This is a genomic window from Nocardioides marmorisolisilvae (assembly GCF_031656915.1).
GTDB classification, from domain to species: Bacteria; Actinomycetota; Actinomycetes; order Propionibacteriales; family Nocardioidaceae; genus Marmoricola; species Marmoricola terrisoli.
Genome location: NZ_CP134227.1, coordinates 2,803,151 through 2,825,388, shown reverse-complemented (window position 1 = coordinate 2,825,388; position 22,238 = coordinate 2,803,151). Strand labels below are relative to the sequence as shown.

At 70.5% G+C, this 22,238-nt stretch carries 22 protein-coding genes and 1 tRNA gene; 11 read left to right on the top strand and 12 right to left on the bottom strand.

Annotation, left to right across the window (positions count from 1 at the left end; translation table 11 throughout):
* Window positions 1-474: an FHA domain-containing protein FhaB/FipA gene (locus Q9R13_RS13575; RefSeq protein WP_310961707.1), complete on the bottom strand. Its 474-nt coding sequence runs from the start codon at window positions 472-474 to the stop codon at window positions 1-3.
* A gap of 1 nt (window position 475) precedes the next feature.
* Window positions 476-1,198 (bottom strand): DUF3662 and FHA domain-containing protein, encoded by a 723-nt coding sequence (locus tag Q9R13_RS13570; protein ID WP_310961706.1) that lies wholly within the window; start codon window positions 1,196-1,198, stop codon window positions 476-478.
* Between the two features lie 164 nt (window positions 1,199-1,362).
* Here Q9R13_RS13570 and Q9R13_RS13565 point away from each other — a divergent pair.
* The 4 genes from Q9R13_RS13565 to lysX all read left to right on the top strand — a co-directional run bounded on the left by Q9R13_RS13565 (window position 1,363) and on the right by lysX (window position 5,912).
* Window positions 1,363-1,446, top strand: a tRNA-Leu gene (locus Q9R13_RS13565).
* A 303-nt stretch (window positions 1,447-1,749) separates the two neighbouring features.
* On the top strand, window positions 1,750-1,977 hold the full coding sequence (locus tag Q9R13_RS13560) for a hypothetical protein (protein WP_310961705.1): 228 nt from the start codon (window positions 1,750-1,752) through the stop codon (window positions 1,975-1,977).
* Complete coding sequence (locus tag Q9R13_RS13555; protein ID WP_310961704.1) at window positions 1,943-2,383, top strand: type II toxin-antitoxin system VapC family toxin; 441 nt, start codon at window positions 1,943-1,945, stop codon at window positions 2,381-2,383. Before Q9R13_RS13560 ends, Q9R13_RS13555 begins: the two co-directional genes overlap by 35 nt.
* A 253-nt stretch (window positions 2,384-2,636) precedes the next feature.
* Window positions 2,637-5,912 carry a bifunctional lysylphosphatidylglycerol synthetase/lysine--tRNA ligase LysX gene (lysX, locus tag Q9R13_RS13550; protein WP_310961703.1) on the top strand — a complete coding sequence of 1,092 codons (3,276 nt, stop codon included), beginning with the start codon at window positions 2,637-2,639 and terminating at the stop codon, window positions 5,910-5,912.
* Window positions 5,913-5,933: 21 nt separating this feature from the next.
* Here lysX and Q9R13_RS13545 read toward each other — a convergent pair whose 3' ends face one another.
* Together Q9R13_RS13545 and Q9R13_RS13540 are read right to left on the bottom strand one after the other, a co-directional pair.
* Window positions 5,934-6,794 (bottom strand): SGNH/GDSL hydrolase family protein, encoded by an 861-nt coding sequence (locus Q9R13_RS13545; RefSeq protein ID WP_310961702.1) that lies wholly within the window; start codon window positions 6,792-6,794, stop codon window positions 5,934-5,936.
* Window positions 6,791-7,864 carry an alpha/beta hydrolase gene (locus tag Q9R13_RS13540; RefSeq protein WP_310961701.1) on the bottom strand — a complete coding sequence of 358 codons (1,074 nt, stop codon included), beginning with the start codon at window positions 7,862-7,864 and terminating at the stop codon, window positions 6,791-6,793. Before Q9R13_RS13540 ends, Q9R13_RS13545 begins: the two co-directional genes overlap by 4 nt.
* A 129-nt stretch (window positions 7,865-7,993) precedes the next feature.
* Between Q9R13_RS13540 and Q9R13_RS13535 the strand changes: the two genes are divergently transcribed.
* The gene (locus Q9R13_RS13535) at window positions 7,994-8,806 is read left to right on the top strand and encodes an enoyl-CoA hydratase-related protein (RefSeq protein ID WP_310961700.1); all 813 of its coding nucleotides are present in this window, start codon (window positions 7,994-7,996) and stop codon (window positions 8,804-8,806) included.
* 15 nt (window positions 8,807-8,821) lie between these two features.
* Here the strand turns inward: Q9R13_RS13535 and Q9R13_RS13530 are convergent, their stop codons facing one another.
* Genes Q9R13_RS13530 through Q9R13_RS13520 form a run of 3 tightly spaced genes read right to left on the bottom strand, consistent with a single transcriptional unit; the run spans window position 8,822 to window position 11,564 of the window.
* Window positions 8,822-9,175 carry a cupin domain-containing protein gene (locus tag Q9R13_RS13530; protein WP_310961699.1) on the bottom strand — a complete coding sequence of 118 codons (354 nt, stop codon included), beginning with the start codon at window positions 9,173-9,175 and terminating at the stop codon, window positions 8,822-8,824.
* Window positions 9,176-9,230: 55 nt separating this feature from the next.
* On the bottom strand, window positions 9,231-10,418 hold the full coding sequence (locus tag Q9R13_RS13525; protein ID WP_310961698.1) for a fatty acid desaturase family protein: 1,188 nt from the start codon (window positions 10,416-10,418) through the stop codon (window positions 9,231-9,233).
* Between the two features lie 24 nt (window positions 10,419-10,442).
* Window positions 10,443-11,564: a ferredoxin reductase gene (locus tag Q9R13_RS13520; protein ID WP_310961697.1), complete on the bottom strand. Its 1,122-nt coding sequence runs from the start codon at window positions 11,562-11,564 to the stop codon at window positions 10,443-10,445.
* 85 nt (window positions 11,565-11,649) lie between these two features.
* Between Q9R13_RS13520 and Q9R13_RS13515 the strand changes: the two genes are divergently transcribed.
* Both Q9R13_RS13515 and Q9R13_RS13510 read left to right on the top strand, forming a co-directional pair.
* Window positions 11,650-12,825: a PucR family transcriptional regulator gene (locus tag Q9R13_RS13515; protein ID WP_310961696.1), complete on the top strand. Its 1,176-nt coding sequence runs from the start codon at window positions 11,650-11,652 to the stop codon at window positions 12,823-12,825.
* Window positions 12,826-12,877: 52 nt separating this feature from the next.
* The gene (locus Q9R13_RS13510) at window positions 12,878-13,474 is read left to right on the top strand and encodes an LURP-one-related/scramblase family protein (protein WP_310961695.1); all 597 of its coding nucleotides are present in this window, start codon (window positions 12,878-12,880) and stop codon (window positions 13,472-13,474) included.
* A gap of 10 nt (window positions 13,475-13,484) precedes the next feature.
* On the opposite strand, the gene Q9R13_RS13505 is transcribed toward Q9R13_RS13510, so the two are convergent.
* The 5 genes from Q9R13_RS13505 to Q9R13_RS13485 are packed head-to-tail and all read right to left on the bottom strand — an operon-like array spanning window position 13,485 to window position 18,902.
* Window positions 13,485-14,381 carry an oxidoreductase gene (locus Q9R13_RS13505; RefSeq protein WP_310961694.1) on the bottom strand — a complete coding sequence of 299 codons (897 nt, stop codon included), beginning with the start codon at window positions 14,379-14,381 and terminating at the stop codon, window positions 13,485-13,487.
* Between the two features lie 50 nt (window positions 14,382-14,431).
* Window positions 14,432-15,610, bottom strand: coding sequence for an acyl-CoA dehydrogenase family protein (locus tag Q9R13_RS13500; RefSeq protein WP_310961693.1), 1,179 nt, complete (start codon window positions 15,608-15,610; stop codon window positions 14,432-14,434).
* 24 nt (window positions 15,611-15,634) lie between these two features.
* A complete protein-coding gene (locus Q9R13_RS13495) occupies window positions 15,635-17,221 on the bottom strand; it encodes a GMC family oxidoreductase (protein ID WP_310961692.1) in 1,587 nt (528 codons plus the stop codon).
* Window positions 17,222-17,267: 46 nt separating this feature from the next.
* Window positions 17,268-18,173 (bottom strand): SMP-30/gluconolactonase/LRE family protein, encoded by a 906-nt coding sequence (locus Q9R13_RS13490; protein ID WP_310961691.1) that lies wholly within the window; start codon window positions 18,171-18,173, stop codon window positions 17,268-17,270.
* A 24-nt stretch (window positions 18,174-18,197) separates the two neighbouring features.
* On the bottom strand, window positions 18,198-18,902 hold the full coding sequence (locus Q9R13_RS13485) for a phosphocholine cytidylyltransferase family protein (protein WP_310961690.1): 705 nt from the start codon (window positions 18,900-18,902) through the stop codon (window positions 18,198-18,200).
* 73 nt (window positions 18,903-18,975) lie between these two features.
* On the opposite strand from Q9R13_RS13485, the gene Q9R13_RS13480 reads away from it, so the two are divergent.
* The 4 genes from Q9R13_RS13480 to Q9R13_RS13460 all read left to right on the top strand — a co-directional run bounded on the left by Q9R13_RS13480 (window position 18,976) and on the right by Q9R13_RS13460 (window position 22,217).
* Window positions 18,976-19,743 (top strand): hypothetical protein, encoded by a 768-nt coding sequence (locus Q9R13_RS13480; protein ID WP_310961689.1) that lies wholly within the window; start codon window positions 18,976-18,978, stop codon window positions 19,741-19,743.
* A gap of 145 nt (window positions 19,744-19,888) precedes the next feature.
* Window positions 19,889-21,382, top strand: coding sequence for a fatty acid desaturase (locus Q9R13_RS13475; RefSeq protein WP_397218083.1), 1,494 nt, complete (start codon window positions 19,889-19,891; stop codon window positions 21,380-21,382).
* Complete coding sequence (locus tag Q9R13_RS13465; RefSeq protein ID WP_310961688.1) at window positions 21,382-21,573, top strand: ferredoxin; 192 nt, start codon at window positions 21,382-21,384, stop codon at window positions 21,571-21,573. The genes Q9R13_RS13475 and Q9R13_RS13465 overlap by 1 nt, the downstream gene beginning before the upstream one ends.
* Before the next feature lie 5 nt (window positions 21,574-21,578).
* Window positions 21,579-22,217, top strand: a complete 639-nt coding sequence (locus Q9R13_RS13460; RefSeq protein ID WP_310961687.1) for a TetR/AcrR family transcriptional regulator — start codon at window positions 21,579-21,581, stop codon at window positions 22,215-22,217.
* Window positions 22,218-22,238 lie beyond the last annotated feature (21 nt).

Below are 22,238 nucleotides of genomic sequence, written 5' to 3'. Positions count from 1 at the left end.
TCACTTGCGAAGCTCGAGGATCGTCTTGCCGATCCGGACCTGGCTGCCCAGGCCGAGTGCCATCGGCTGGCTGATCCGTCGGCTGCCGACATAGGTGCCGTTGGTGGAGCCGAGGTCCTCGACGAACCACTGGTCGCCGTCGCTGGCGATCCGGGCGTGCCGGGTGGAGACGTAGTCGTCATCGAGACGGATGGCGGCGTCGGTGCCCCGCCCGATCAGCAGCGGGGCGTCGGCCAATGCGGCCGACTCTCCCTTGTTGCCGCCCTCGACGATCACGACCTGGGTCGGGTCGCCGCGCCGCGGCTTGGGCGGCTTGGTGCGCTTCTGCCGGCTCGCGCGCCGCTCCTGGGTCTCCTGGCGGGGGACCCGGGCGCCGAACATGTCGGAACGGACCACGGAGATCGCGGCGAGGACGAAGATCCACAGCACCGCGAGGTAGGCGAACCGGATCAGCACCAGGGTCAGCTCGGACATGTCAGCCAGCCCCCTGGTGGCGCAGCGTCATGGTGGTGTTGCCGACGCGGAGCACGGCACCATCGGCGAGGGTGGCCTGCTCGACGCGCTTGCCGTTGACGATCACGCCGTTCGTGCTGCCGAGGTCGTGGACGCTGACCTTCGGGCCGGCGGGGGTGTCTACCACCCGGATCTCGACGTGGCGGCGGGAGACCCCCGGGTCGTCGATGCGCAGGTCGGCGTCGCTGCTGCGGCCGACCACGATTCCCGGAGCGCTGAGCGGGAGCTCCTCGCCGTTGACGACCAGGACTGCGCTGGCGCGACGTACCTGGGTGTCCGAGGGCCGGAACGGCTCGCCGTCGCCCTGGGTCACGGTCGAGACCGACCGGCTGCGCACCCGGAAGCGGCCGGTGGTCAGGTCATCGGTGGGCTCGAGGGTGATGTGCACCGGGCCGGTGAAGACATAGGACTGCTGCGTCACGTGGTCCTGGAGCATCTCGACGAGCTCGTAGATCAGCTGCGGGCCGAGCTGGGAGAGCCGCTCGTGGTCGGACGGCGAGAGCTCGACGTGGAAGTCGTTGGGGACCAGTCGCCGGTCACGGCTGAGGATCTGCGCGGAGTTGTCGACCTCGCGGTTGAGCGCGGCGGCGATCTCGACGGGCTGGACCGCGCTGCGGAATGTGCGCGCAAAGACGGTCGAGATGACCTCCTCGAGCTTGCTCTCGAAGCGTTGCAGCGCGCTCATCGACGACCTCCTTTCGCGCATCCGTAGGCGTGGGCACGCCGTACGGCGCGCCCTCGGTCCCGACGATCGTATCGGTCCGACCTTGCAGGAGCCTGAACCCGAGAGCAGCACGACCTTCGTTTTGGGCCCCGGCCGGAGGGTGGGATAGCCTGTGTCCGCTTCACGCGCGAGTGGCGGAATAGGCAGACGCGCACGGTTCAGGTCCGTGTGCCCGAAAGGGCGTGGGGGTTCAACTCCCCCCTCGCGCACGTGAGTGGCTGGCCCCGGGTCTTCGGATCCGGGGCTTTGTCGTTGGGTTCAGGTTCGCGCCACGCTCATGTGCCGAAATATGTGCTAAGCCTCGCGGTGCGCAAGTGTCCGCGTTGGGCGTCTACTCGAAGTGATGGGTGGAGTGGAGAGAGAACGTGAGTGAAGGCGGGGCCAGGGAGAGGTGGAGGGAAGGACCGGGTCAGTCAGTGAACGGGTGAGGCGTGTGACAGTGGAGGGTGTGTGGCAGGTGGGAGTCGAAGTGACTCGCTCCGGCCGGATCGCCTTGCTGGTAGGATCGACCCATGACGAGCCAGCAGACGTTCGAGAAGGTCAGTCTCACAATCGAGGCCGACGTCCTTCATCGCGTCCGCGATCGAGTGGAGCCCGGCAAGGTCTCGGCGTACGCGACCCTGGCCCTGCGGCGCCAGCTCGAGCGAGACGGACTCGACGACCTGATCGGCGATCTGGTCGAGGTCAACGGACCCCTCGACGCGGATGCCGTCGCGCAGTACGTCGACGAGTGGCGCTGAGACGGTGGCGCGGGTTCTGATCCTGGACTCTGAAGCAGTCTCTGCCTTGGCGGAGAAGCGCAAGGGGATGGCCGAGCGGCTGGCGGCCGCCCAGCAAGCCGACCATCGAGTCCTCATCCCCGCGGTTGTTCTCGCCGAGGTCGGGACTGGCGCGCCGACTGATGCCGCAATCTGGCACGTCCTGTCGAGAGTCCCGACCTTGGACCTGCCTCAGGGTGTGGCCATGCGAGCCGGAGCGCTGCGCACCCGCGCCGAGAGGGTGCGACGCAAGAAGCGCGACCTCACTGTGGACGCCATCGTGGCTGCGACGGCAGTCGAGTTGGCTCCGTCCGTGGTGATCACAGCCGACAAGTCAGACTTGGAGCTCCTGGTCGACGGGTTCGACGTAAAGGTGTCGACGATCTGACTGCTTTGCGTGTTGTCCCCTGCCAGTCGGTCGTTGCACCGGGTGTGCCGGGGCTTAGGTGGCGGCAACTGGTTCAAACCTGCCGGATGAAACCTTCGCGTTGTGCGGGGTCGGGAACCCCACAGGTGCGGAGCAGGCCCATCAGCCTGTCGAGGATGGCGTCGAGGCCGCTCCAATCCTGAGTGGCGCAGCCTTTTCCTGCCGTTCAGGAACGTCTCAGTCCCACGACGTGTTCGTGCGATTGGATGCTCACGTGGAGGTCCGGACGGTGGGCGATCGTGGTCCGCGGGTGGAGCGGCAGGCGGCGACCCTGACCGCGCTGTTCGCGCTGGCCACCCTTGCCGCTCTGGGCGAGTGGCTGGTGCGGCGTTGGAACACCCATCACAACAGCTGGCTCGAGGACCTATTCGGGATCGTGAACGTCCCGGTCGCGCACTCCTTGATCTCGGTGTCTGGGCTTGCGGTGCTCACCTTCACCCTCATTGGACGCAAGCGGGTCGGCCTGGTCCTGGTGGCGGCGGCGCAGGTGCTCGGCATCTACGCGGCGGCGGCCTCGCTCGGCACGTGGGGTCCCCAGACGGTCGCGCCGGATTGGTCGGGCGAGACCGGTTCGCACGTGCTGGACATCGCCTCGATCGTCGGTGGCGTCGTGATGCTGTGGTGGTGCTTCCACCTCCGCCGCGCCTTCCCGGCTCGCCTCCAGCCGGGCTCCTGGTTGCAGGCGGCCACCGGGCTGGTCACCGGGCTGCTGGCGGCGGTGGGCGTGACCTGGGTGCTGCTCGAGCTGAACGTCCCCGGATCGGTCCCGGTCCGCTGGCACCTGATCGGCGCGGCCCTGGGCCGGTCCCTGGGTGATGCGGACCTGATCGACCGGGCCACGCTGAGCGCCGTACCGGAGTGGATCCCGCAGATCACCTCGGTGGTCGTCAGCATCACGCTGCTGCTGAGCGTCTGGCTGTTCCTGCGGTCCGCGCGGCTGGTCAACGCCTGGTCGCCGGAGCGCGAGCTGACCATCCGTCGGCTCCTCGCGGACGGCGACCCCGACAGCCTCGGCTACTTCGCCACCCGACGCGACAAGGCCTCGATCCTCAGCGCGAGCGGCGACGCCGCGCTGACCTACCGGGTGCTGTGCGGGGTCTCGCTCGCGTCCGGCGACCCGATCGGGGCGCGCCGGCACTGGCCGGAGGTGATCGCGGCCTGGAAGGCGGAGGCGCGGCAGTTCGGTTGGGTCCCCGCCGTGCTTGGCGCCAGTGAGCACGGTGCCCGGGCCTACTCGGCCGCCGGGCTGAACCCGATCTCGCTGGGCGACGAAGCGGTGCTCGAGGCCGACCACTTCTCGCTCAACCAGCCCGCGATGACTCCGGTGCGGCACGCGGTCAAGCGCGCCCGCCGCGCCGGGGTCTCCGTCACCTTCCGTCGCCAGGAGGAGATCGGCCCGGAGGAGATCGCCGAGCTCGAGGCGGCCGCTGAGGACTGGCGCGGTGACGAGCCGGAGCGGGGCTTCTCGATGGCACTGAACCGGCTCGGTGACCCGGCCGACTTCAACCTGCTCATCGGCACCGCCCGCGACCCCGAGGGGCGGCTGCTCGCGGTGCTGTCGTTCGTGCCCTGGGGACGTGCCGGAGCGTCCCTGGACCTGATGCGCCGCCGCCCCGATGCGCCCAACGGCGTGGTCGAGCTGGTGGTGGCCGAGCTGATGCGCGCCGCCGGAACCCTCGGCGTACGGCGGGTCTCGCTCAACTTCTGCATGTTCCGCAAGGTGTACGCCGACGCCGCCCGCCTGGGCGCCGGCACCCTCACCCGGCTGAACTACACGGTCCTGGGCTCGCTCGACCGGTTCTGGCAACTCGAGCGGCTCTACCGGTCCAACCAGAAGTACGCGCCCGAGTGGCGGCCGCGCTACATCTGCTACGACGGCCGGGTGTCGCTGCCGCTGGTCGCGATCGCCGCGGGCATGGCGGAAGGCTTCATCCCAGAGAGCCCGCTTCGCCGACACGAGACTCCCGACGGACTCGGGCCGGCGGACCTGGAGAGGGTCCGCGACCTGGCCCGCCCCGCCCTACAGGGGGAGCACTGTCGACGCAGCGACCTGGAGATGGTGCGGCTGGACCATGCCGCACGCCTGGCAGACGCGGGCCGGGACCCATGGCCCGTGGGGTGCCCGGCCCCGGACCAGCAGCTCGAGGACCTCGCCGCGCTGCCGCTCGGCCACGAGGTGTCGCTCGCGGGCCGGATCGTCGGCATCCGCGACCACGGAGGCGTGCTCTTCGCGGTCCTGGCCGACCGCGAGGCCCGGGCCCAGGCGGTCCTCGAGCGTGCCACCACGACGGCGTTCGAGGAGTTCGCCGGACTGGTCGACAGCGGAGACCTGGTCCGCCTCGAGGGGTTCGTCGGCAAGTCTCGGTCCGGCGAGCTCTCGGTGCTGGTATCCGAGTGGCAGCTGTTGGCCAAGTCGCTCCACTCGCTGCCGTTCGGCGCCCTGCACGACCCCGCAGTCCGCGTGCGCAGACGCGCCACGGACCTGATCGTCAACGCCGACCAGGCCGAGGCGCTGCGGCACCGCTCCGCCGTGGTGCGCACCCTGCGCGAGACCCTCGAGGCCGACGGCTACCTCGAGGTCGAGACCCCGATGCTGCACACCGTGCACGGCGGAGCGTCGGCGCGCCCGTTCCGCACCTTCAGCAACGCCTACGGGATGGATCTCTCCTTGCGGATCGCTCCCGAGCTGCACCTCAAGCGTCTCGTCGTCGCCGGGATGGGGCCGGTCTTCGAGATCGGGCGCAACTTCCGCAACGAGGGAGTCGACGGAAGCCACAACCCCGAGTTCACCGCGTTGGAGGCCTACCGGCCCTACGCCGACTACACCGTGATGCGCACCCTCGCAGAGCGGCTCGTCCGCGGCGCCGCCGTCGCCGTGCACGGGGCCGAGCTGCTGCCGCTGGGAGGGCCCGGTGCTGCGCTGGTGGACGTCTCCGGCCCCTGGCGGGTCGTCCCGGTGCTCGAGGCCGTGTCCGCGGCGACCGGTGTCGGGGTCACCCTCGACACGGACTTCGACCGGCTGCTCGCGCTGGCCCGCGAGCACGGGGTGCCCACCCGCGGCGACATGGGTCCTGGGGCCCTCGTGGAGGGGCTGTACGCCGCCGTCGTGGAGCCGGCCACCACGATGCCCACGTTCTACGTCGACTTCCCCCGGGAGACCTCGCCGCTGGCTCGCGCGCACCGCAGCTGTCCCGGCCTGGTGGAGCGCTGGGACCTGGTCGTGGGCGGGGTCGAGATCGGTACGGCGTACTCCGAGCTCACCGACCCGGTCGACCAGCGTGCCCGGTTCACCGAGCAGTCCCTGAGAGCGGCGGCCGGAGACCTCGAGGCGATGTCGCTCGACGAGGCCTTCCTGCACGACCTCGAGCTCGGGATGCCGCCCACCGGAGGCCTCGGCCTCGGCGTCGACCGGCTGGTGATGACGGTCCTGGGCACGCCGATCAGGACCGTGCTGGCGTTCCCCTTCGTCCGACCCCGGCAGCTCGACTGATCCGCATCGGCGCCCACCCGCTCAGCGGAACTCGCCCGCCGGGGTCGCCCGGACGAGCTGCCGCACCAGCAGTGCGACTCCCTTGGGGTTGGGGTGGTCACCGTCGTCGGCGAGCAGACCGGTCGGGTCACGGTCGTTGCCGACGAAGGCGGTGTAGGTGTCCACGCAGGTGGCGTCCTCCCCCCGAGCGGCGCGGCAGATCGCCCGGTTGGCCGCCCGGCTCACGCGTCGGCTCCAGGCGATCAGCGGCTGGCCGCCGTCATTGCGAGCCACCTTGCCGTCCTTGAAGACGTTCCAGTAGTCCGCGACGAGCACGGTGCCGCGCGAATGTGCGCGCAGGGTCCGCACCCGGGTCAGCACGCGTCTGATCCGCCGGCCCATGGCCGCGACGGCGGGGGCGTAGCAGGAGGGCGGGCAGCCCGAGTCCTCCCAACGCCGGCGCTGGGGCAGCAGGTCGTTGGCGCCGATGATCACCAGCACGACCCGTGCGCGCATCACGTCACGTCCGGCGCCACGCTGGTGCAGCCTGCTGAGCAGCGTCGATGTGGTGGCGCCGTTGCGACCCAGGTTGATGTCGACCACCCGCTGGCCGCTGCGGCGGCCCACCACCCGGGCGTACTCCGCCACCGGGCCCGCGCAGCCACAGGCGGATCCGGCCATCACCGAGTCGCCGAGACCGACCACCGTGGTGGGCCGATAGGCGCGCAGCGGGGGGCGGGTCGGCACGGCGCGCGGCGCCCGACTGGCCCGGCTGGCCCGAGCGGCCGGGTGACCAACGGCCGCACCCGTGGAGAGTGCACACCCTGCGAGCGCCGCGGCCAGGAGCATCGCCAGCGCCAGCCTCCCGAGAGCCGGCACCGTGCTCGGTCTGCGCCGACTCACGCGAGGACGCCGGTCCTGGTCAGCCAGCGGAAGACCACGGGCAGGTAGGCCGCGTAGTCGCCGACATTGTGCCCCCCGGCGGGGAACGCCACGAAGCTGACCCGCCGGTCGCCCTGGGTGGTGCGCAGCATCCGGCTGGTCTCCGGCCATGTCTCGGCGTCCTGCCGGCCGGCGATCAGCAGCAGGTGATCGTGACGGAGGCCGTGATGCAGGTAGAGCCAGCGTGGCGAGTTGTGCCGACGCAGCGTCGGGTTGCCCCCGAAGAGATGCGGGACCGTCCCGCGGGTGATCGGCTTGAAGTAGCCACCCAGCACGGCGGCGGACGCGTAGTCGTGCGGGTCGGTGAGCAGGACCTTCGCCGCGCAGAAGCCACCGGTGCTCCAGCCGATCATCGACCAGTGCCGTCCCGGGTGTTTCACTCGCAGCTGCGAGGTGATCGCTGCCGGGACGTCTTTGGTCAGCCAGCTCAGCGCCTGCGGCCCGTGCGGGACGTTGGTGCACTCGGTGTCCTCGGGCGGGCGCACCATGATCGGCGGGACGACGAGCACGAACGGCTTCGCCCCGTGGGCGATCGCCGCCGCGGCAGCGCCACCGAGGTCGAAGCGGGAGACCATCCCGCCCGGATAGGCGGGCTGGCCGGGCAGGAACTCCACGACCGGGAAGCGGTGGTGCCGGTAACGCTGCTCGGCGTACTGCGGCGGCAGCCAGACCAGGGCGCGCTCGGTGGTGTGCGAGGCCCTTCCGTGGATGGTGATGCTCTCCAGCTGGCCGCCGTGGGCGTCGGCGGCCTGGTTGACCAGGATCGGGGAGGTGCCCCCGGTGGCGCCGATCAGGTCCTTGAAGGACGCGTAGAACTGGTACTGGTCGTTGACCACGACGAACACCAGGAAGACGGCGACCACCTGTGCCGCCACGCAGCTGCCGAAGACCCCGGCTGCCCGGAGCGCTCGACGGCGCCGATCGCCCTCCGGGAGTCGCCGGCGACCGCTCCACCACCAGGCGGCCAGGAGAGGGACGCCCACTGCCAGGGTCGCGAGGACGACCACCAGCCCCGTGGACAGCAGGTTCACGGGACCGACGTTAGGCCGCGGATCTGACCGATTCCATGCCGCCGGACAACCTTCAGCAGACCCACAGTGATCCTTTGGGATGGGCAGGAGCGGTACGTCGGGGCGCCGGGATGTGCCACCGTGGTGGGCATGCAGCCCGATGAGTCCGCCGACGAGGTGGTCCGCTACGAGATCCGCGGGCGGGTCGCGCTGGTCACCCTCGACCGACCCGGCGCCCGCAACGCGGTGAACGCCGCTCTGGCCACCGGGTTGGGCAATGCGCTCGAACGGGCCGGCGCGGATCCGGTCGTGCGGAGCGTCGTGCTCACCGGCAGCGGTGAGGCGTTCTGCGCCGGCGCCGACCTCAAGGCGATCGCCGCCGGGCAGTCGATCGATGCGGCCGGGCATTCCGAGTGGGGCTTCGCCGGGTTCGTGCAGCACTGGGCCGCCAAGCCGGTGATCGCCGCGGTCAACGGGTTCGCGAGGGGCGGCGGCACCGAGCTGGCGCTCGCCTGCGACCTCGTCGTCGCCTCCTCGACGGCGTCCTTCGGCCTGCCGGAGGTACGCCGGGGACTCGTGGCTGCTGCGGGCGGGTTGCTCCGGCTGCAGCACCAGATCAGCCCCAAGCGGGCCATGGAGCTGGCCCTCACCGGACGAGCGGTGGACGCGGCGACGGCGTACGACTGGGGCCTGGTGAACCGCGTCGTCGAGCCGGACCGGCTGCTGGACGAGGCCCTCGAGCTCGCCGGTGTGGTCGCCAGCAACGCGCCGACCGCCGTACGGGTCAGCAAGCGGATGCTGCACCGCACCCGCACGGCCGGCAACGACTGGGATCCGTCGTGGACCGGCGAGGACCCGTGGGTGGTCAACGCCGCCGACGCGATGGTTGCGTTCGGCCATCCCGACGCGATCGAGGGACCGACCGCGTTCGCCGAGAAGCGCGAGCCCCGCTGGCAGGACTGACCGCCCCGCCGGCGGTCAGTGATCCTTGCGGGCGGGCTCGGGCTCCTCGAGTGCGACGGTCAGCAGCGCGACGGTGTCCTCCACGGCAACCAGGTCGTGCCGGGCCTGCGGGATGGCAGCCAGCCCGCCGGCGTCGATCTGCAGGGCCTCGTCGCCGACGTGCACGGTGGCGCGGCCGCTGATCACCTGCAGGGTGGCGGCCCAGGGGGCGTTGTGCTCGCCGAGCTCCTTGCCGGCCAGCAGCGCCACCAGCAGCACGCGCTGTCGCTCACCGTGGACCACGATCCGCGAGGCCTTGCCGTGCGGGCTGTCGTGCGCCTCGGCGAGCACCGCGTCGGCTGCGTCGGTCAGATCGATCGGATCGGGCATCGGATGCTCCTCCTCGTCGGCTCCTGCTGGCCAACGTACGCCCCCGACGGATGGCTCAGGCGGCAGCACTCGGCCGCGCCAGCTGGCGACGGCCCTTCTTCGAGGTCAGCTTGACGACGTTGCTCGAGACCCCGCCGAGGCCGCCCTTGAGGAAGTTGTTCGGCAGCGACAGGCGGACCACCTTGTGCCAGGCCGAGCCGACCTGTCGGGGCAGCGAGCCGGTCACGTAGGTCAGGCCGTAGCGCTCGAACACGTCGCGCACCTGCGGGGCGATCTCGGCGTACCGGTTGCTGGGCAGGTCGGGGAACAGGTGGTGCTCGATCTGGAAGGAGAGGTTGCCGGTCATCAGGTGCATCAGTCGCGAGCCGGAGATGTTCGCCGAGCCGAGCATCTGGCGCAGGTACCACTGACCACGAGTCTCGTTGGCCGGGATCGCCTTCTTCTCGAAGGTCTCCACGCCCTCGGGGAAGTGGCCGCACATGATCACCGAGTGGCTCCACAGGTTGCGGACCAGGTTGGCGACGAAGTTCGCGGTGAAGGTCGTCGGCGCGGACGGTCCCGACAGCAGCGGGTGCAGCACGTAGTCCTTGCGTGCCTGGCGACCGATCTTGCGCAACGTCTTGCGGGTGTTGTCCTTGAACTCCTGGCTGCGCTTGTCCTTCGGCACGCGGAGGTTCTTGCCGAGCTCGAGGTCGTAGGCCGCGATGCCGTACTCGAAGAAGCACGCGTTGATGAAGTTCCACACCGGCTGGGCCAGATAGAACGGATACCAGCGCTGGTCCTCGTCGACGCGCATGATGCCGTAGCCGAGGTCGTTGTCCTTGCCGACGATGTTCGTGTAGGTGTGGTGGATCTCGTTGTGGGAGTGCTTCCAGCCCTCGGCGGTCGAGGCGTTGTCCCACTCCCAGGTCGTGGAGTGGATCTTCGGGTCACGCATCCAGTCCCACTGGCCGTGCATGACGTTGTGCCCGATCTCCATGTTCTCCAGGATCTTCGCGACGCTCAGCCCCGCCGTACCGGCGAGCCATGCGGGCGGGAAGAGCGAGAACAGCAGCACGGCCCGGCTCGCGAGCTCGAGCTTGCGCTGGGTGTCGACGATCCGGCGGATGTACGCCGCGTCGTCGGCGCCGCGGGTGTCGAGCACCGACTGGCGGATCGCGTCGAGCTCACGGCCGAGCTCCTCGACGTCCTCGGGGGTGAGATGTGCGGTCGGGTCGGTGGGCTTCTTGGTCAGGACGGTCACGGGGACTCCTCGGGGGTCGATGGATCAGAGGTCGATGTGGCACGGCCCGGCGGCCGCGGAGATGCAGGTCTGGATGGGGACGCCGGCCGGGTCGGTCTCGCCCGGCACCGCGGTGGTGACGGCGCCGTTGCGCAGGTCGCGGACGGCTCCCTCGCGCAGCGGGACGACACAGCCGAAGCAGACGCCCATCCGGCACCCTGACGGCATGAGTACGCCGGCGTCCTCGCCGGCCTGCAGCAGCGGAGTGGCGCCGTCCGCCTCGACGGTGACGTCGCTGCCGCCGAAGTGGACGGTGCCGCCCTCGCCCGGCTCGACGAACGCGGGCCTGAACTGCTCGGTGAAGAGCGCAAGGCCCCGCTCGTCGTGGTGGGCCTGCAGGGCGTCGAGCAGCCCGGTGGGGCCGCAGGCGTAGGTCGTGCGCTCGGCGAGGTCGGGTACGAGGCCGGCGAGGTCGGCCACGTCCAGGAGGCCGTGCTCGTCGTCGTACCGGGCCACCAGGCGGATCGCCCCTGCGGCAGCGAGCTGCTCGAGGTTGTCGATGAAGATCGAGTCCGGCCGGCTCGGGGCGACGTGGACCACGGTGATGTCACGCGGCTGGCGGTGCACGACGCCCTGGTCGGTGACGGGGAACAGGTTGCGCAGCATGCCGATCACAGGAGTGATGCCCGAGCCGGCGGTGACGAACAGGAGCTTGTCGGGCGCCGCGGTCAGCACGAACTCGCCGGCGGCCTGCTCGAGGTGGACCAGCGTGCCCGGTCGCAGGCCGTGGACGAGATACGGGCTCACGGTGCCGTCCGGGACCGCCTTGACGGTCACCGAGATCGAGCCGTCGCGCCGCGGTCCGTGGGTCAGCGAGTAGGCACGCCACTGGCGGACCCCGTCCACGTCGACGCCGATCCGGACGTATTGCCCGGGGATGTGCCCGGTCCAGTCGGCGCCCGGCTTCAGCACGATCGTCGCGGCGTCCCTGGTCTCCGGCACGACGTCGAGAACCCGCGCGCGCAGGTCGGTGCCGCTGCGCAGGGGCGCGAAGATGTCCAGGTAGTCGGCCGGCAGTAGCGGTGTCGTGGTCGCCTCGAGGAGCCGCACGAGTCGGTCGCGACCGGTCGAGGGCGGTGTGCCGGTCCAACGCAGCATCAAGCTCATGGGTCCAGCCTGACGGACTGAGGGGATAAACTCCTGACCAGCGGATGTGAATCCTTCGCTGATGTTTGTTCGCAGGAGACAAAGAATGCCGCCAACGACCCTCCAATTGGATCCCGCAGCCGCCCGCGCGCTGCGTGCGCGACTGCCGGAGGTCTCCGAGAGCGTGGTCGCCGCCGTGGTCGCCGAGGTGCCGAGCTACTCGGCGGCCTTCTCCGGGCCGATGGCGCAGACCATTCGGACCGCGGTCGCGCTCGCGCTGGCCGGCTTCCTGGACCGGGTGTCGCCCTCGCGCGGGAGGCGTCCGGTCACCGAGGAGTCGGTGCGCTCGGGCGCCTACAGCCTGGGTCGTGGCGAGGCGAGGGCCGGCCGGAGCATGGATGCGCTGCTGGCGGCCTACCGGGTCGGTGCGCGGGTGGCGTGGCGGGCGATGTCGGACACGGCGGTGGAGGCGGGGTTGTCGGCCGACCGGGTGGTGATCTTCGCCGAGCTGGTCTTCGCGTTCATCGACGACCTGTCCGCCGTCAGCGTGGCAGGGCACAGCGACGAGCTGGAGACCACCGGCCGGGTCCGGGAACGCCTGCGCGAGCGACTCGGCCGCGCGCTGCTGTCCGGAGCTCCCGACGACGACGCGCTGCGCGTCGCGCGTCGCGCGGAGTGGGAGCCGCCCGACCGGCTGACCGCTGTCCTGGTCGCGCCTGCCGAGGTCCGCGGCATCCTGACCGCCCTCGGGGCGGCCGGCGCCGAGACGCTGGTCGTCACCGAGGAGGCGCCGGACCTTCCCGACGACACCGTCGTGCTCCTCATCCCGGACGTCGGTCGCCCGGTGCTGAGGCGGACGCTGCGAGATCGACAGGCGGTGCTCGGCCCCGAGCGACCCTGGCTGGCCGCGTCCGCGTCGTACCGCCGGGCGCTGCGGGCGCAGGCGCTGCCCGCGGTCGGGCTGGTCGACACCGAGGAGCACCTCGCCGAGCTGGTGCTCGGTGCCGACGCGGACGCGCTCGTCGACCTGCGCGCCCGGGTGCTCGCACCGCTCGAGCCGCTTCGCCCGGCATCGCGGGACAAGCTCACCGAGACGCTGCGCGCCTGGCTGCTGTGCCAGGGCCGCCGCGACGACGTCGCCGCCCTGCTGTTCGTCCACCCGCAGACCGTGCGCTACCGCGTCGGCCAGCTGCGCGAGCTGTTCGGGGACAGGCTCGACGATCCGGACGCGGTGCTGGAGCTGGTGCTCGCTCTCGGTGCCCGCTCGTCGCCGTCGCAGTGATGAGTTCTCGCGAGCCGCCACCACGCGTCCCCCGACTCCGTACGGTGTGCCCATGGACCTCACCGCACTGCAGGCTCAGGACACCTTCCACGTCCATCAGAAGCTGACGATGATGATCAACCGCTACGAGGTCTTCGCCGACGAGGCCGGTGCGCCGGGAGAGCTCGTCGCCTTCGTCGAGCAGAAGCGACTCGCCTTCAAGGAGCAGGTGACGCTCTTCGCGGACCGGGAGCGACAGACGGTGCTGGCCCGGTTCAAGGCCCGCAAGGTGATCGATGTGCACGGCGGGTACGACGTCACCGACCCCGAGGGTGGCCCGATCGGCGTGTTCACCAAGCAGTTCAAGGCCTCGCTGCTCCGCTCCACCTGGCTTCTCGAGCAGCCCGGCCTCGAGCCGGTGACCGTCACCGAGCGCAGCCAGGGGCTGGCGCTCTTCCGGCGGCTCTGGGACTGGATCCCGTGGGCGGGGGACTTCCCGTTCCCGATCAAGTACCACTTCGACTGGCTGCGCGGGACCGACCGGATCGGTGCGTTCGACAAGGTGACCCGACTCCGCGATCACTACATCGTGCACGTCGACGACCCGGCGCTGGACCGTCGACTGGTGATCGCCCAGGCGGTGGCCCTGGACGCGCTCCAGTCACGCTGAGTGCTGTTGCCTACAGGGCGAGGGCGAGGCCGGTCTTCTGCTCGCTGAGCTCCCACAGCGCGCGGGCCAGGTCCTCGTCGCGGGCGTGCCGGCTGAGCCTGGCCGGGCCCACCGGGCCGCGCCACTCGCGCCTCCGGGTCGGACCCGTGTAGGAGCCCGGCTGCGCCGCGGTGGCGGCGTACAGGGTGGCGTCCGCCCCGCGGGCCGCGGACTGGAACAGCAGCGGCATGAAGTACGGCGCGGTGAGGTGGACCAGCGGGTTCGCCCCCAGGCCATCGCGAGACGCGACCAGGTTCGTCGCGGAGATGCCGGGATGAGCCGCCGTCGACACCAGGGACGAGCCTGCTGACGTCGTACGCCGGTGCAGCTCGAGCGCGAACAGCAGGTTCGCCAGCTTGCTGTTGCCGTAGTAGGCCTGCGGTCGGTAGCCGGCCTCGGGGTTGGCCTCGAGCACTCGCTCGTTGCCGGCATGGTGCGCGACCGAGGCGACGGTGACCACCCGCGGCGACGGGGACTCGAGCAGTGCGGGCAGCAACCGAGCGGTCAACGCGAAGTGGCCGAGGTGGTTGGTGCCGAACATCAGCTCGTGGCCGTCCTCGGTCTCCCGGTAGCGCGGCGGCGTCATCACGCCCGCGTTGTTGACCAGCAGGTCCAGCGGCCCCTTCCACCGGTCGGCGAAGGCGGCCACGGAGGCCTGCGAGGACAGGTCCAGCCGCTCGATCCGGACGCTGCCGGGCATCCTCTTGGCAGCCCCCGCCGCGGCCTCGATGTTGCGGCAGGCGAGCACGACGCCGGCGCCGTGCTCGGCCAGCTCGCGGGCCGTGTGGAAGCCGATGCCGGAGTTGGCCCCGGTGACCACCGCGGTGCTGCCGCTCAGGTCCGGCAGGTCTTTCGGGGTCCAGGGCATCGGGTCTCCTGCAGGGGATCGGAAGGGGATGGGTGCGGTGCTGGACGCGGTCAGCCGGCGGCGTCGACCGTGTGGAGGGTGCCGGCGTTGGCCTTGGCCATCGAGCGACCGATCACCATCCGTTGGATCTGGTTGGTGCCCTCGAAGATCTGGGTCACCTTGGCCTCGCGCATGAAGCGCTCGACGGGGAAGTCGCGGGTGTACCCGTACCCGCCGAGGACCTGCACGGCGTCCGTGGTCACCTTCATCGCCGCGTCGGTGGCGACCAGCTTGGCGATCGAGGCCTCCCGGGAGTAGGGCAGGCCCAGATCCTTGAGCCGGGCGGCGTGCAGCATGGTGGCGCGCGCGGACTGTACGGCGGCCTCCATGTCGGCCACCACGAACGCGAGCCCCTGGTGGTCGATGATCGGCTTGCCGAAGGTCTCCCGCTCCTTGGCGTAGGCCAACGCGTGGTCCACGGCGGCCTGACCGAGGCCGACCGCGACGGCGGCGATGCCCAGGCGTCCGGAGTCGAGTCCGGCCAGTGCGATCCGCAGGCCGTCGCCCTCGGCTCCCAGCAGGCGCTCGACCGGCACCCGGACGCCGTCGAAGCGCATCGTCGAGGTGCGCGAACCGGTCAGCCCCATCTTCCGCTCGGGCGGGTCCGCGGAGAGCCCGGGCGCCTCGGCCGGGACCAGGAAGCAGGAGATGTCGCCGCGGGCGTCGCCGGTGCGGGCCATCACCTTGTAGAAGTCGGCTTCGCCGCCGTGGGTGGTCCAGGCCTTCGCCCCGGTGATGACGTAGCCGTCACCGTCGCGCACCGCTCTCGTGGTCATCGCCGCCGGGTCGGACCCTGCGTGCGGCTCGGACAGGCAGTAGGCGCCGAGCAGCTCGCCGGAGAGCATCTCGGGCAGCCAGCGCCGGCGCTGGTCCTCGCTGCCGGCGGTGGCCAGCCCGAAGCAGGACAACGCATGCACGGAGACGCCGACGCCCACCGACGCCCACGCGGAGGCGATCTCCTCGACGACCTGCAGGTACACCTCGTAGGGCTGGCCGCCCCCGCCGTACTCCTCGGGATAGGGCAGCGACAGCAGGCCGGCGCGGCCCAGCGTGCGGAACACCTCGCGCGGGAACGTCTCGGTCTCCTCGGCCCGCGCGACCTGCGGCAGCAGCTCCCGGGCGGCGATGTCGCGGGTCAGCGCGATCAACGCGGTGGCCTCGTCGGTGGGCAGGAGTCGGGTCGCGGGCATGGCGTCAGGTTAGTGCGCTGCGGTTCAGCCCAACCGCTGTGCGATCCGCTCGGCGACTCGGATCGCCATCGCGATGATGGTCAGGGTGGGGTTGACCGCTCCGATCGAGGGCATGAACGACCCATCGACGACGTAGAGGTTGTCCAGGTCGTGCGCCTTGCAGTCGGTGTCCAGAGCCGAGGACGTCGGGTCGGTGCCGAAGCGGACGGTGCCGGCCTGGTGTGCTGTCGCCGAGACGTCCATGTCCTTGTGCAGGTAGAGCCCGCGGGCGAACGACTTCGACGCGATGCCGAGGTCGTTGAGCATCCCGTCGAAGTGGATCCGCAACCGCTTGACACCCTCGGTGTTGTTGTCCGGGTGCAGCGCGAGCTTGATCGAGCCGTCCGCACGGACCGTCACCCGGCTATCGGCCAGGGGCAGGTCCTCACCGGCCAGCCAGAAGTCGAGGGAGTGGCTGGCCGCGAGGCGATAGCCGATGTCCGGGCCCCACTTGAGCAGCTTCGGCGCCTCGCCCTTGACCTGCCAGTCGTCGGACTTCCCGAGCATCTGGATGTTGCCCATCGGGTAGTCCCAGGCCTTGCTCGGGCCGTAGAAGTCGTTGAGGGCGAGCGTCTTCTGGAAGCGGGTCGGGTTGGGGTCCTTCGACAGGGCCATCAGGGCGAGGTTGTTGTGCCGCATGTAGTGCCGGCCGACGACGTCGCTGGAGTTGGCCAGCCCGCGCGGGTGCCGGTCGTTGGCGGAGGCCAGCAGCAGCGCCGCGGACAGGATCGAGCCCGCAGACAGGACGACGAGGTCACCGGAGAAGGTCTCCGTGCCGCCGTCCGCCAGCTGGGTCTCGACGCCGGTGACGGTGCGGCCGGACCCGTCCGTCACCAGCCTCTTGACCAGCGCGCGGGTGAGCAGGGTCAGGTTGGGGTGCGCGTCGAGCGCCGGCTGCACGGCGATCACCTCGGCGTCGGACTTCGCCCCGACCAGACAGGGGAAGCCGTCCACGCGGTCGCAGCGGATGCAGGGAGACCCGTGCACCGCGTTGCCGTTCTCGTCCTGGATCAGGTCGACCCCGATCGGCAGGTGGAAGGGGTGCAGGCCGAGGTCCGTCAGACCGTCGGACAGTGCCTGGATCCGCGGCTCGTGCTGGACGGGCGGGTACTTGTAGTCCTGGCTGGCGGGACCGGCGTACGGGTCCTCGCCGTGCTTCCCGTGCACCTTGTACAGATGCTCCGCGCGGACGTAGTACGGCTCGAGGTCGTCGTACGAGATCGGCCAGGCGGGGGAGATGCCGCCGTCGTGGGTGATCGTGCCGAAGTCGGCGGGGGTGAGCCGGAAGAGAGCCGCGCCGTACACCTTGGAGTTACCGCCGACGAAGTAGTGCATGCCGGGGTGGAAGGGCTGGTCGTCGCGGTCGAAGAACGTCTCGGCGGCGCCATAGCGGGCATTGCCGAAGACCTCCTGCGACTCCCAGTTCTCCCGCTCGCGGGGCAGGAAGTCCCCCCGCTCGAGCAGCAGGATGCGCTTTCCGGTGGCGGCCAGCTCGGCGGCGAGGGTGCCGCCCGCCGGTCCGCTGCCGATCACCACGACGTCGTAGTGGTTGTCCTGACCTGTGCTGGTCATCCTTGTCCTCTCGTCGTCCGCTCTGCCGGCCCGCGCGGGCTGCGGATCATCCGGCCCACAACGGCTCTGGCAGTCCCGCGAACCCAGGCACGACCGCGAAGACGCTGCCGGAGTCGGGATGCTCCGCGAGCTGCTCGTCGGACATGTCCTGGCGTGACGTCGTCACGTAGAGCACGTCCAGGTCGGGGCCGCCGAAGATGCAGCTGGTCGGCTGCGGCACGGGTACGGCGACCACGTGCGTGACCGAGCCGTCGGGCGCGTACCGGACCACCCGACCCGCGCCGTTGTGCACGCTCCAGACGCCACCGTCGGCGTCGACGGTCAGCCCGTCGGGGAAGCCGCCGCTGTCCGGATCGACCTCGGCGAAGAGGCGGCGGCCCGAAACCGATCCGCTGTCGAGATCGAAGTCGTAGGCGAAGATCGCGTGCCGGAAGCTCTCGCCCAGGTAGAAGACCGTGTCGTCGGGACTCCAGCCCAGGCCGTTGGCGCAGACCAATCCGTCGAGCACCAGCTCGGGTCGACGGTCGCCGCCGAACCGGTAGAGCGCCCCGGTCGGCTGCTGCCAGTGCTTGCCGTTCATGCTGCCGGCCCAGAATCGGCCGCGCCGGTCCACCTTCCCGTCGTTGAACCGGTTGTCCGGCCGGTCCTCCTCCACGGCGGCGAGGGGCTGCAGCTCACCGGTGCTGGGATCGCACAGCGCGAACGCCTTGGCGGTCACCACGACAAGGCCCTCCTCACGCAGCCCGATGTCCATCACGTCCTCGGACAGGCCGACCGACGTGGGCTCGCCGGTGCCCGGGTCGAAGCGGTGCACGGTGCGTCCGACGTTGTCCGTCCAGTGCAGCACACCCGCGCCGCGGGACCACATCGGCGACTCGCCGCACGTCGCGTCACTGGGTACGACGCGCTCACAGGCGTCGGCAGGAAGCAGCACCGGATCCGAGCTCGGCATGCTCCCGACCATAGACCGCCCCGTCTAGCGCACCTCGCCGACGAACTCGTTGGCGCGGGTCAGGTCGTCGTCGAAGTCCACCTCGACGACCTCGTACGCCGAGATGTCCACCGCCTCGATCTGCAGACCGTCCTTCTCGATGGCGACCTCGATGCCGCGTTCGAAGTAGTCCTGCTCGTCGCACTCGGCGAGCCGGGCGACCAGCGCAGCCTTGTCCGCGTCCGCTACGTAGTTGATGCCGACCGCCTCACCGAGCCCACCGACCACGGTCTTGGACAGCTCCTTGACGTGGCCGGTGTCGTCGAGGGTGTACTTCACCTCCTCCTCGGCGACCGAGGAGGTGTTGACGCAGACGAAGCTCTTGCCCTCCTGGATCCGCTGGTGCACCAGGTCCAGCACGCGCCGGTCGAAGACGACGTCGCCGTTCATCCACAGCACGCCGCCGGGCTGGCTCAGCGTCAACGCCTTGAGCAGGCTCTTCGAGGTGTTGGTCGAGTCGTAGACCTCGTTGTAGACGAACGAGATGTCCGGCATCGCCTCGATCACCAGGTCGAGCTTGAACCCGACGACCGCGGTGACGAAGACCTCGTCTCGGTAGGCGTCCCGGAGCAGGTCGACGGCGCGGCGCATGATGCTCTGACCGGAGGTCAGCGGGGTCAGCGGCTTCGGATGGGGCTTGCCCAGCCGGGTGCCCAGACCGGCGGCAAGGATCACGACCTGGATCGGCATCTGCTCCCTCTTCCCTCGGCTCCACGCGACCGGTCGCGCCATCCTAGGGGTCACCGCTCGGTAGCGTTCGGCCATGCGCCGCATCCTCGCCCTGCTGGTGGTCGCGGTGCTGGTCAACCTGCCGTGGGCGCACGAGGCCTGGGTCGGTCTGCGGTTGGCCTCGTCGGGACGCGATGTCAAGGCAGTGGTCGTCGGGCACGACTCGGTGGCCGGGCGCCAGTTCGTCCGGTTCCGGCTCCCGGCCGACGTCGACCCGCAGCGCACGACGTACGCCGCCCGGATCGACTCCGCGCACTACCGGGTGGCGGTCGCGAGCGGTCGGATCGCGGTGCGCGTCGTACCGGGGCATCCGTCGGAGAACCGCCCGGCGGGCGAGGTGTCGAGTGCCATCCTCGGGGTCGTCGCGCTGGTGGGCGACGGGGTCCTGGCACTGCTGCTCGCGGCCATCTGGCTGCGTCGGAGACGGTGGGCGGTGCGCCAGGTCGAGCTCGTCGACGGCGACCTGGTCACGTTCACGATGGCGGGAGCGACCTTCACGGCGCGGGTGGACCCAGGGCTGCTCGGCGGTCTGGTCGCGGGCGGTCGCGTGGGCGGCCGGCTGAGCCTGCGCGCCGATTCCGACGTGCTCCCGGCGGGGCCTGTCGGTGAGGTCGAGCGGCTGGGCGGCGCGCGCTACCGGGTGCGGGGCCGGGTGGCCGACGTCGATCGCCGGCATACCGACCTCCGCCTCGAGCGCGGCATGGTGCTCCGGGTCGTCGCCGGCGGGCACCGCAACCGCGCCGACCTGCGGGAGCCGGCCGAGGTCACCGGGGAGCTCGTTCTGACCCGCGAGCTGGACTGACGGGCTCGGCTCGTGCGCCCGACGCGGCGACCCCGCGGCGGCTGACCTTGGTTGCAACTTTACATTCGGTCGCCTCTTGTCAAACGTCCTTGACAGGTCGTAGTCTTTTGTAAAGCGGCATGGCGCCGCGTACGAGGAGGCCGAGATGAATCCCGGAGACGTCGCCCAGACAGTTCCGAACTCGACAGTGCCCGCAGGGACGACGGAGATCTGGCGCGACAAGAAGCGCTACCTCTGGCTGATCGGCCTGGTCGTGCCGTCCCTCGCCTTCGTCGCGATCGTCGGCTACAAGTACACCGGCGTGGGTGTGTGGTTCTGGATCGGGCCGATCGTGATCCTCGGCGTGGTCCCGGCCATCGACCTGGTCGCGGGGCTGGACCGCTCCAACCCGCCCGACGACGCGATCGAGGCCCTGGAGAAGGACAAGTACTACCGCTGGATCACCTACCTCTTCCTGCCGATCCAGTACGTCGGCTTCGTCGGCGCGATGTACCTGATCGCCGGTGGTCACCTCGGCGGCTGGTTCGACCAGGACCTCTCGCTGCTGGACAAGGTGGCCATCGCGATCTCGATCGGCTGCGTCGGCGGGATCGGCATCAACACCGCGCACGAGCTCGGCCACAAGCGCGAGGCCAACGAGCGGTGGCTGTCGAAGATCGCCCTGGCCCAGGTCGCCTACGGCCACTTCTACATCGAGCACAACCGCGGACATCACGTCCGTGTCGCAACGCCCGAGGACCCGGCGAGCAGCCGGTTCGGGGAGAACTTCTACCAGTTCTGGCCGCGCACCGTGATCGGCTCCCTGAGGAGTGCGTGGAACCTGGAGCGGAAGCGCTACGCCCGCAAGGGAAGGCGTCCATTCCACTGGGGCAACGACGTGCTCAACGCCTGGCTGATGACCGCCGTACTGTGGGTCGGCCTGGTCGCCGCCCTCGAGATCGGCGGGCTCAACGGTTTCGCGGTGATTCCGTTCCTGGTGCTGCAGGCCGTGATCGGCTTCTCGCTGCTCGAAGTGGTCAACTTCATGGAGCACTACGGAATGCTGCGGCAGAAGGTCGGCGTCGGCGAGCGCCAGCGCTATGAGCGGGTCGACCCCTCGCACAGCTGGAACTCGAACAACATCGCCACCAACGTGCTGCTCTATCACCTGCAGCGGCACAGCGACCACCACGCGAACCCGACCCGTCGCTACCAGACGCTGCGTGACTTCGAGGAGTCGCCAGTGCTGCCGACGGGGTACGCCGGGATGATCGTGCTTGCGCTGATCCCGCCGGTCTACCGACGCGTGATGGACCCGCGGGTGGTGGCCCACTTCGGCGGCGACCTGACCCTGGCGAACATCCAGCCCCGCAAGCGCGCGAAGATCCTGGCGAAGTACGGCCTGACCGAGCACGAGGCGGCCCGGGTCGCCAAGGTCGAGGCTGACGCTGCTGCCGCGGCGGCAGCGAAGGCCGCGGAGGTGCTGGCGGCCCGGTGCCCCGGCTGCGGCTTCGTCTACGAGGTGGCCGCGGGCTGCGAGCACGAGGGGTTCGCAGCCGGCACGTCGTGGGCCGACATCCCCGACGACTGGTGCTGCCCCGACTGCGGGGTGCGCGAGAAGATCGACTTCGTGGCCATCGAGCCGGTTGCGGCCGCCTGATGCGGATCGTGGTGGACCGTGACCTGTGCGACGGGCACGGCATGTGCGAGGCGATGGCGCACGAGTACTTCCAGCTCGATGACGACGACGTGATGCACGTCCTGGACGACTCGCCGCCGGAGTCGGACCGGGCGAAGGTGCACGCGGCCGTGCAGGCCTGCCCCGCGCTCGCGTTGACCCTGGAGGGCTGAGCGTCATGGCGTCGGCACGATCGGTGCTCCGGTCCCGGCTGCCCGGCATGGCACCGGCGGCCTCCACCGACGACCGTTCGATCCGGTCGCGGCTGATCTCGACCGCCATCCGGCTCACCGCCGAGCATGGCTGGTCGACCCTGACGATGGCGAAGCTGGCCGACCGGGTCGGGGTGAGCCGGCAGACGGTCTACAACGAGCTCGGCGGCAAGCCGCAGTTGGCCGAGGCGATGGTGATGACCGAGCTCGGTCACTTCCTCGACCGCGTGGACCAGGCGTTCACCGACAACCCCGACGACCTGGTCGAGGCGGTCCGCGCCGCGGCCCGGGGAGCGCTCGAGCTCGGCGAGACCAATCCGCTGCTGCGGGCGATCCTGGCCAGCCGTCAGGGTGCCGAGAGCGACCTGCTGCCCCTGCTGACGACCAACTCCGCACCGCTGCTCGACATGGCCCGACAGATGCTCCGCGAGCACGTCCACCGCTATCCGACCGGCCTCGATGACGAGCGCGTCGAGGGCCTGATCGACCTGGTCGTCCGACTGGTGCTCAGCCACATCATGCAGCCGGGCGGTTCTCCACAGCAGACCGCAGACACGATCGCGTGGATCGCAGGCCGCGTGCTCGGCGGCGTGGGAAGCGACTGACCGTCCACGTGTCGTACGCCG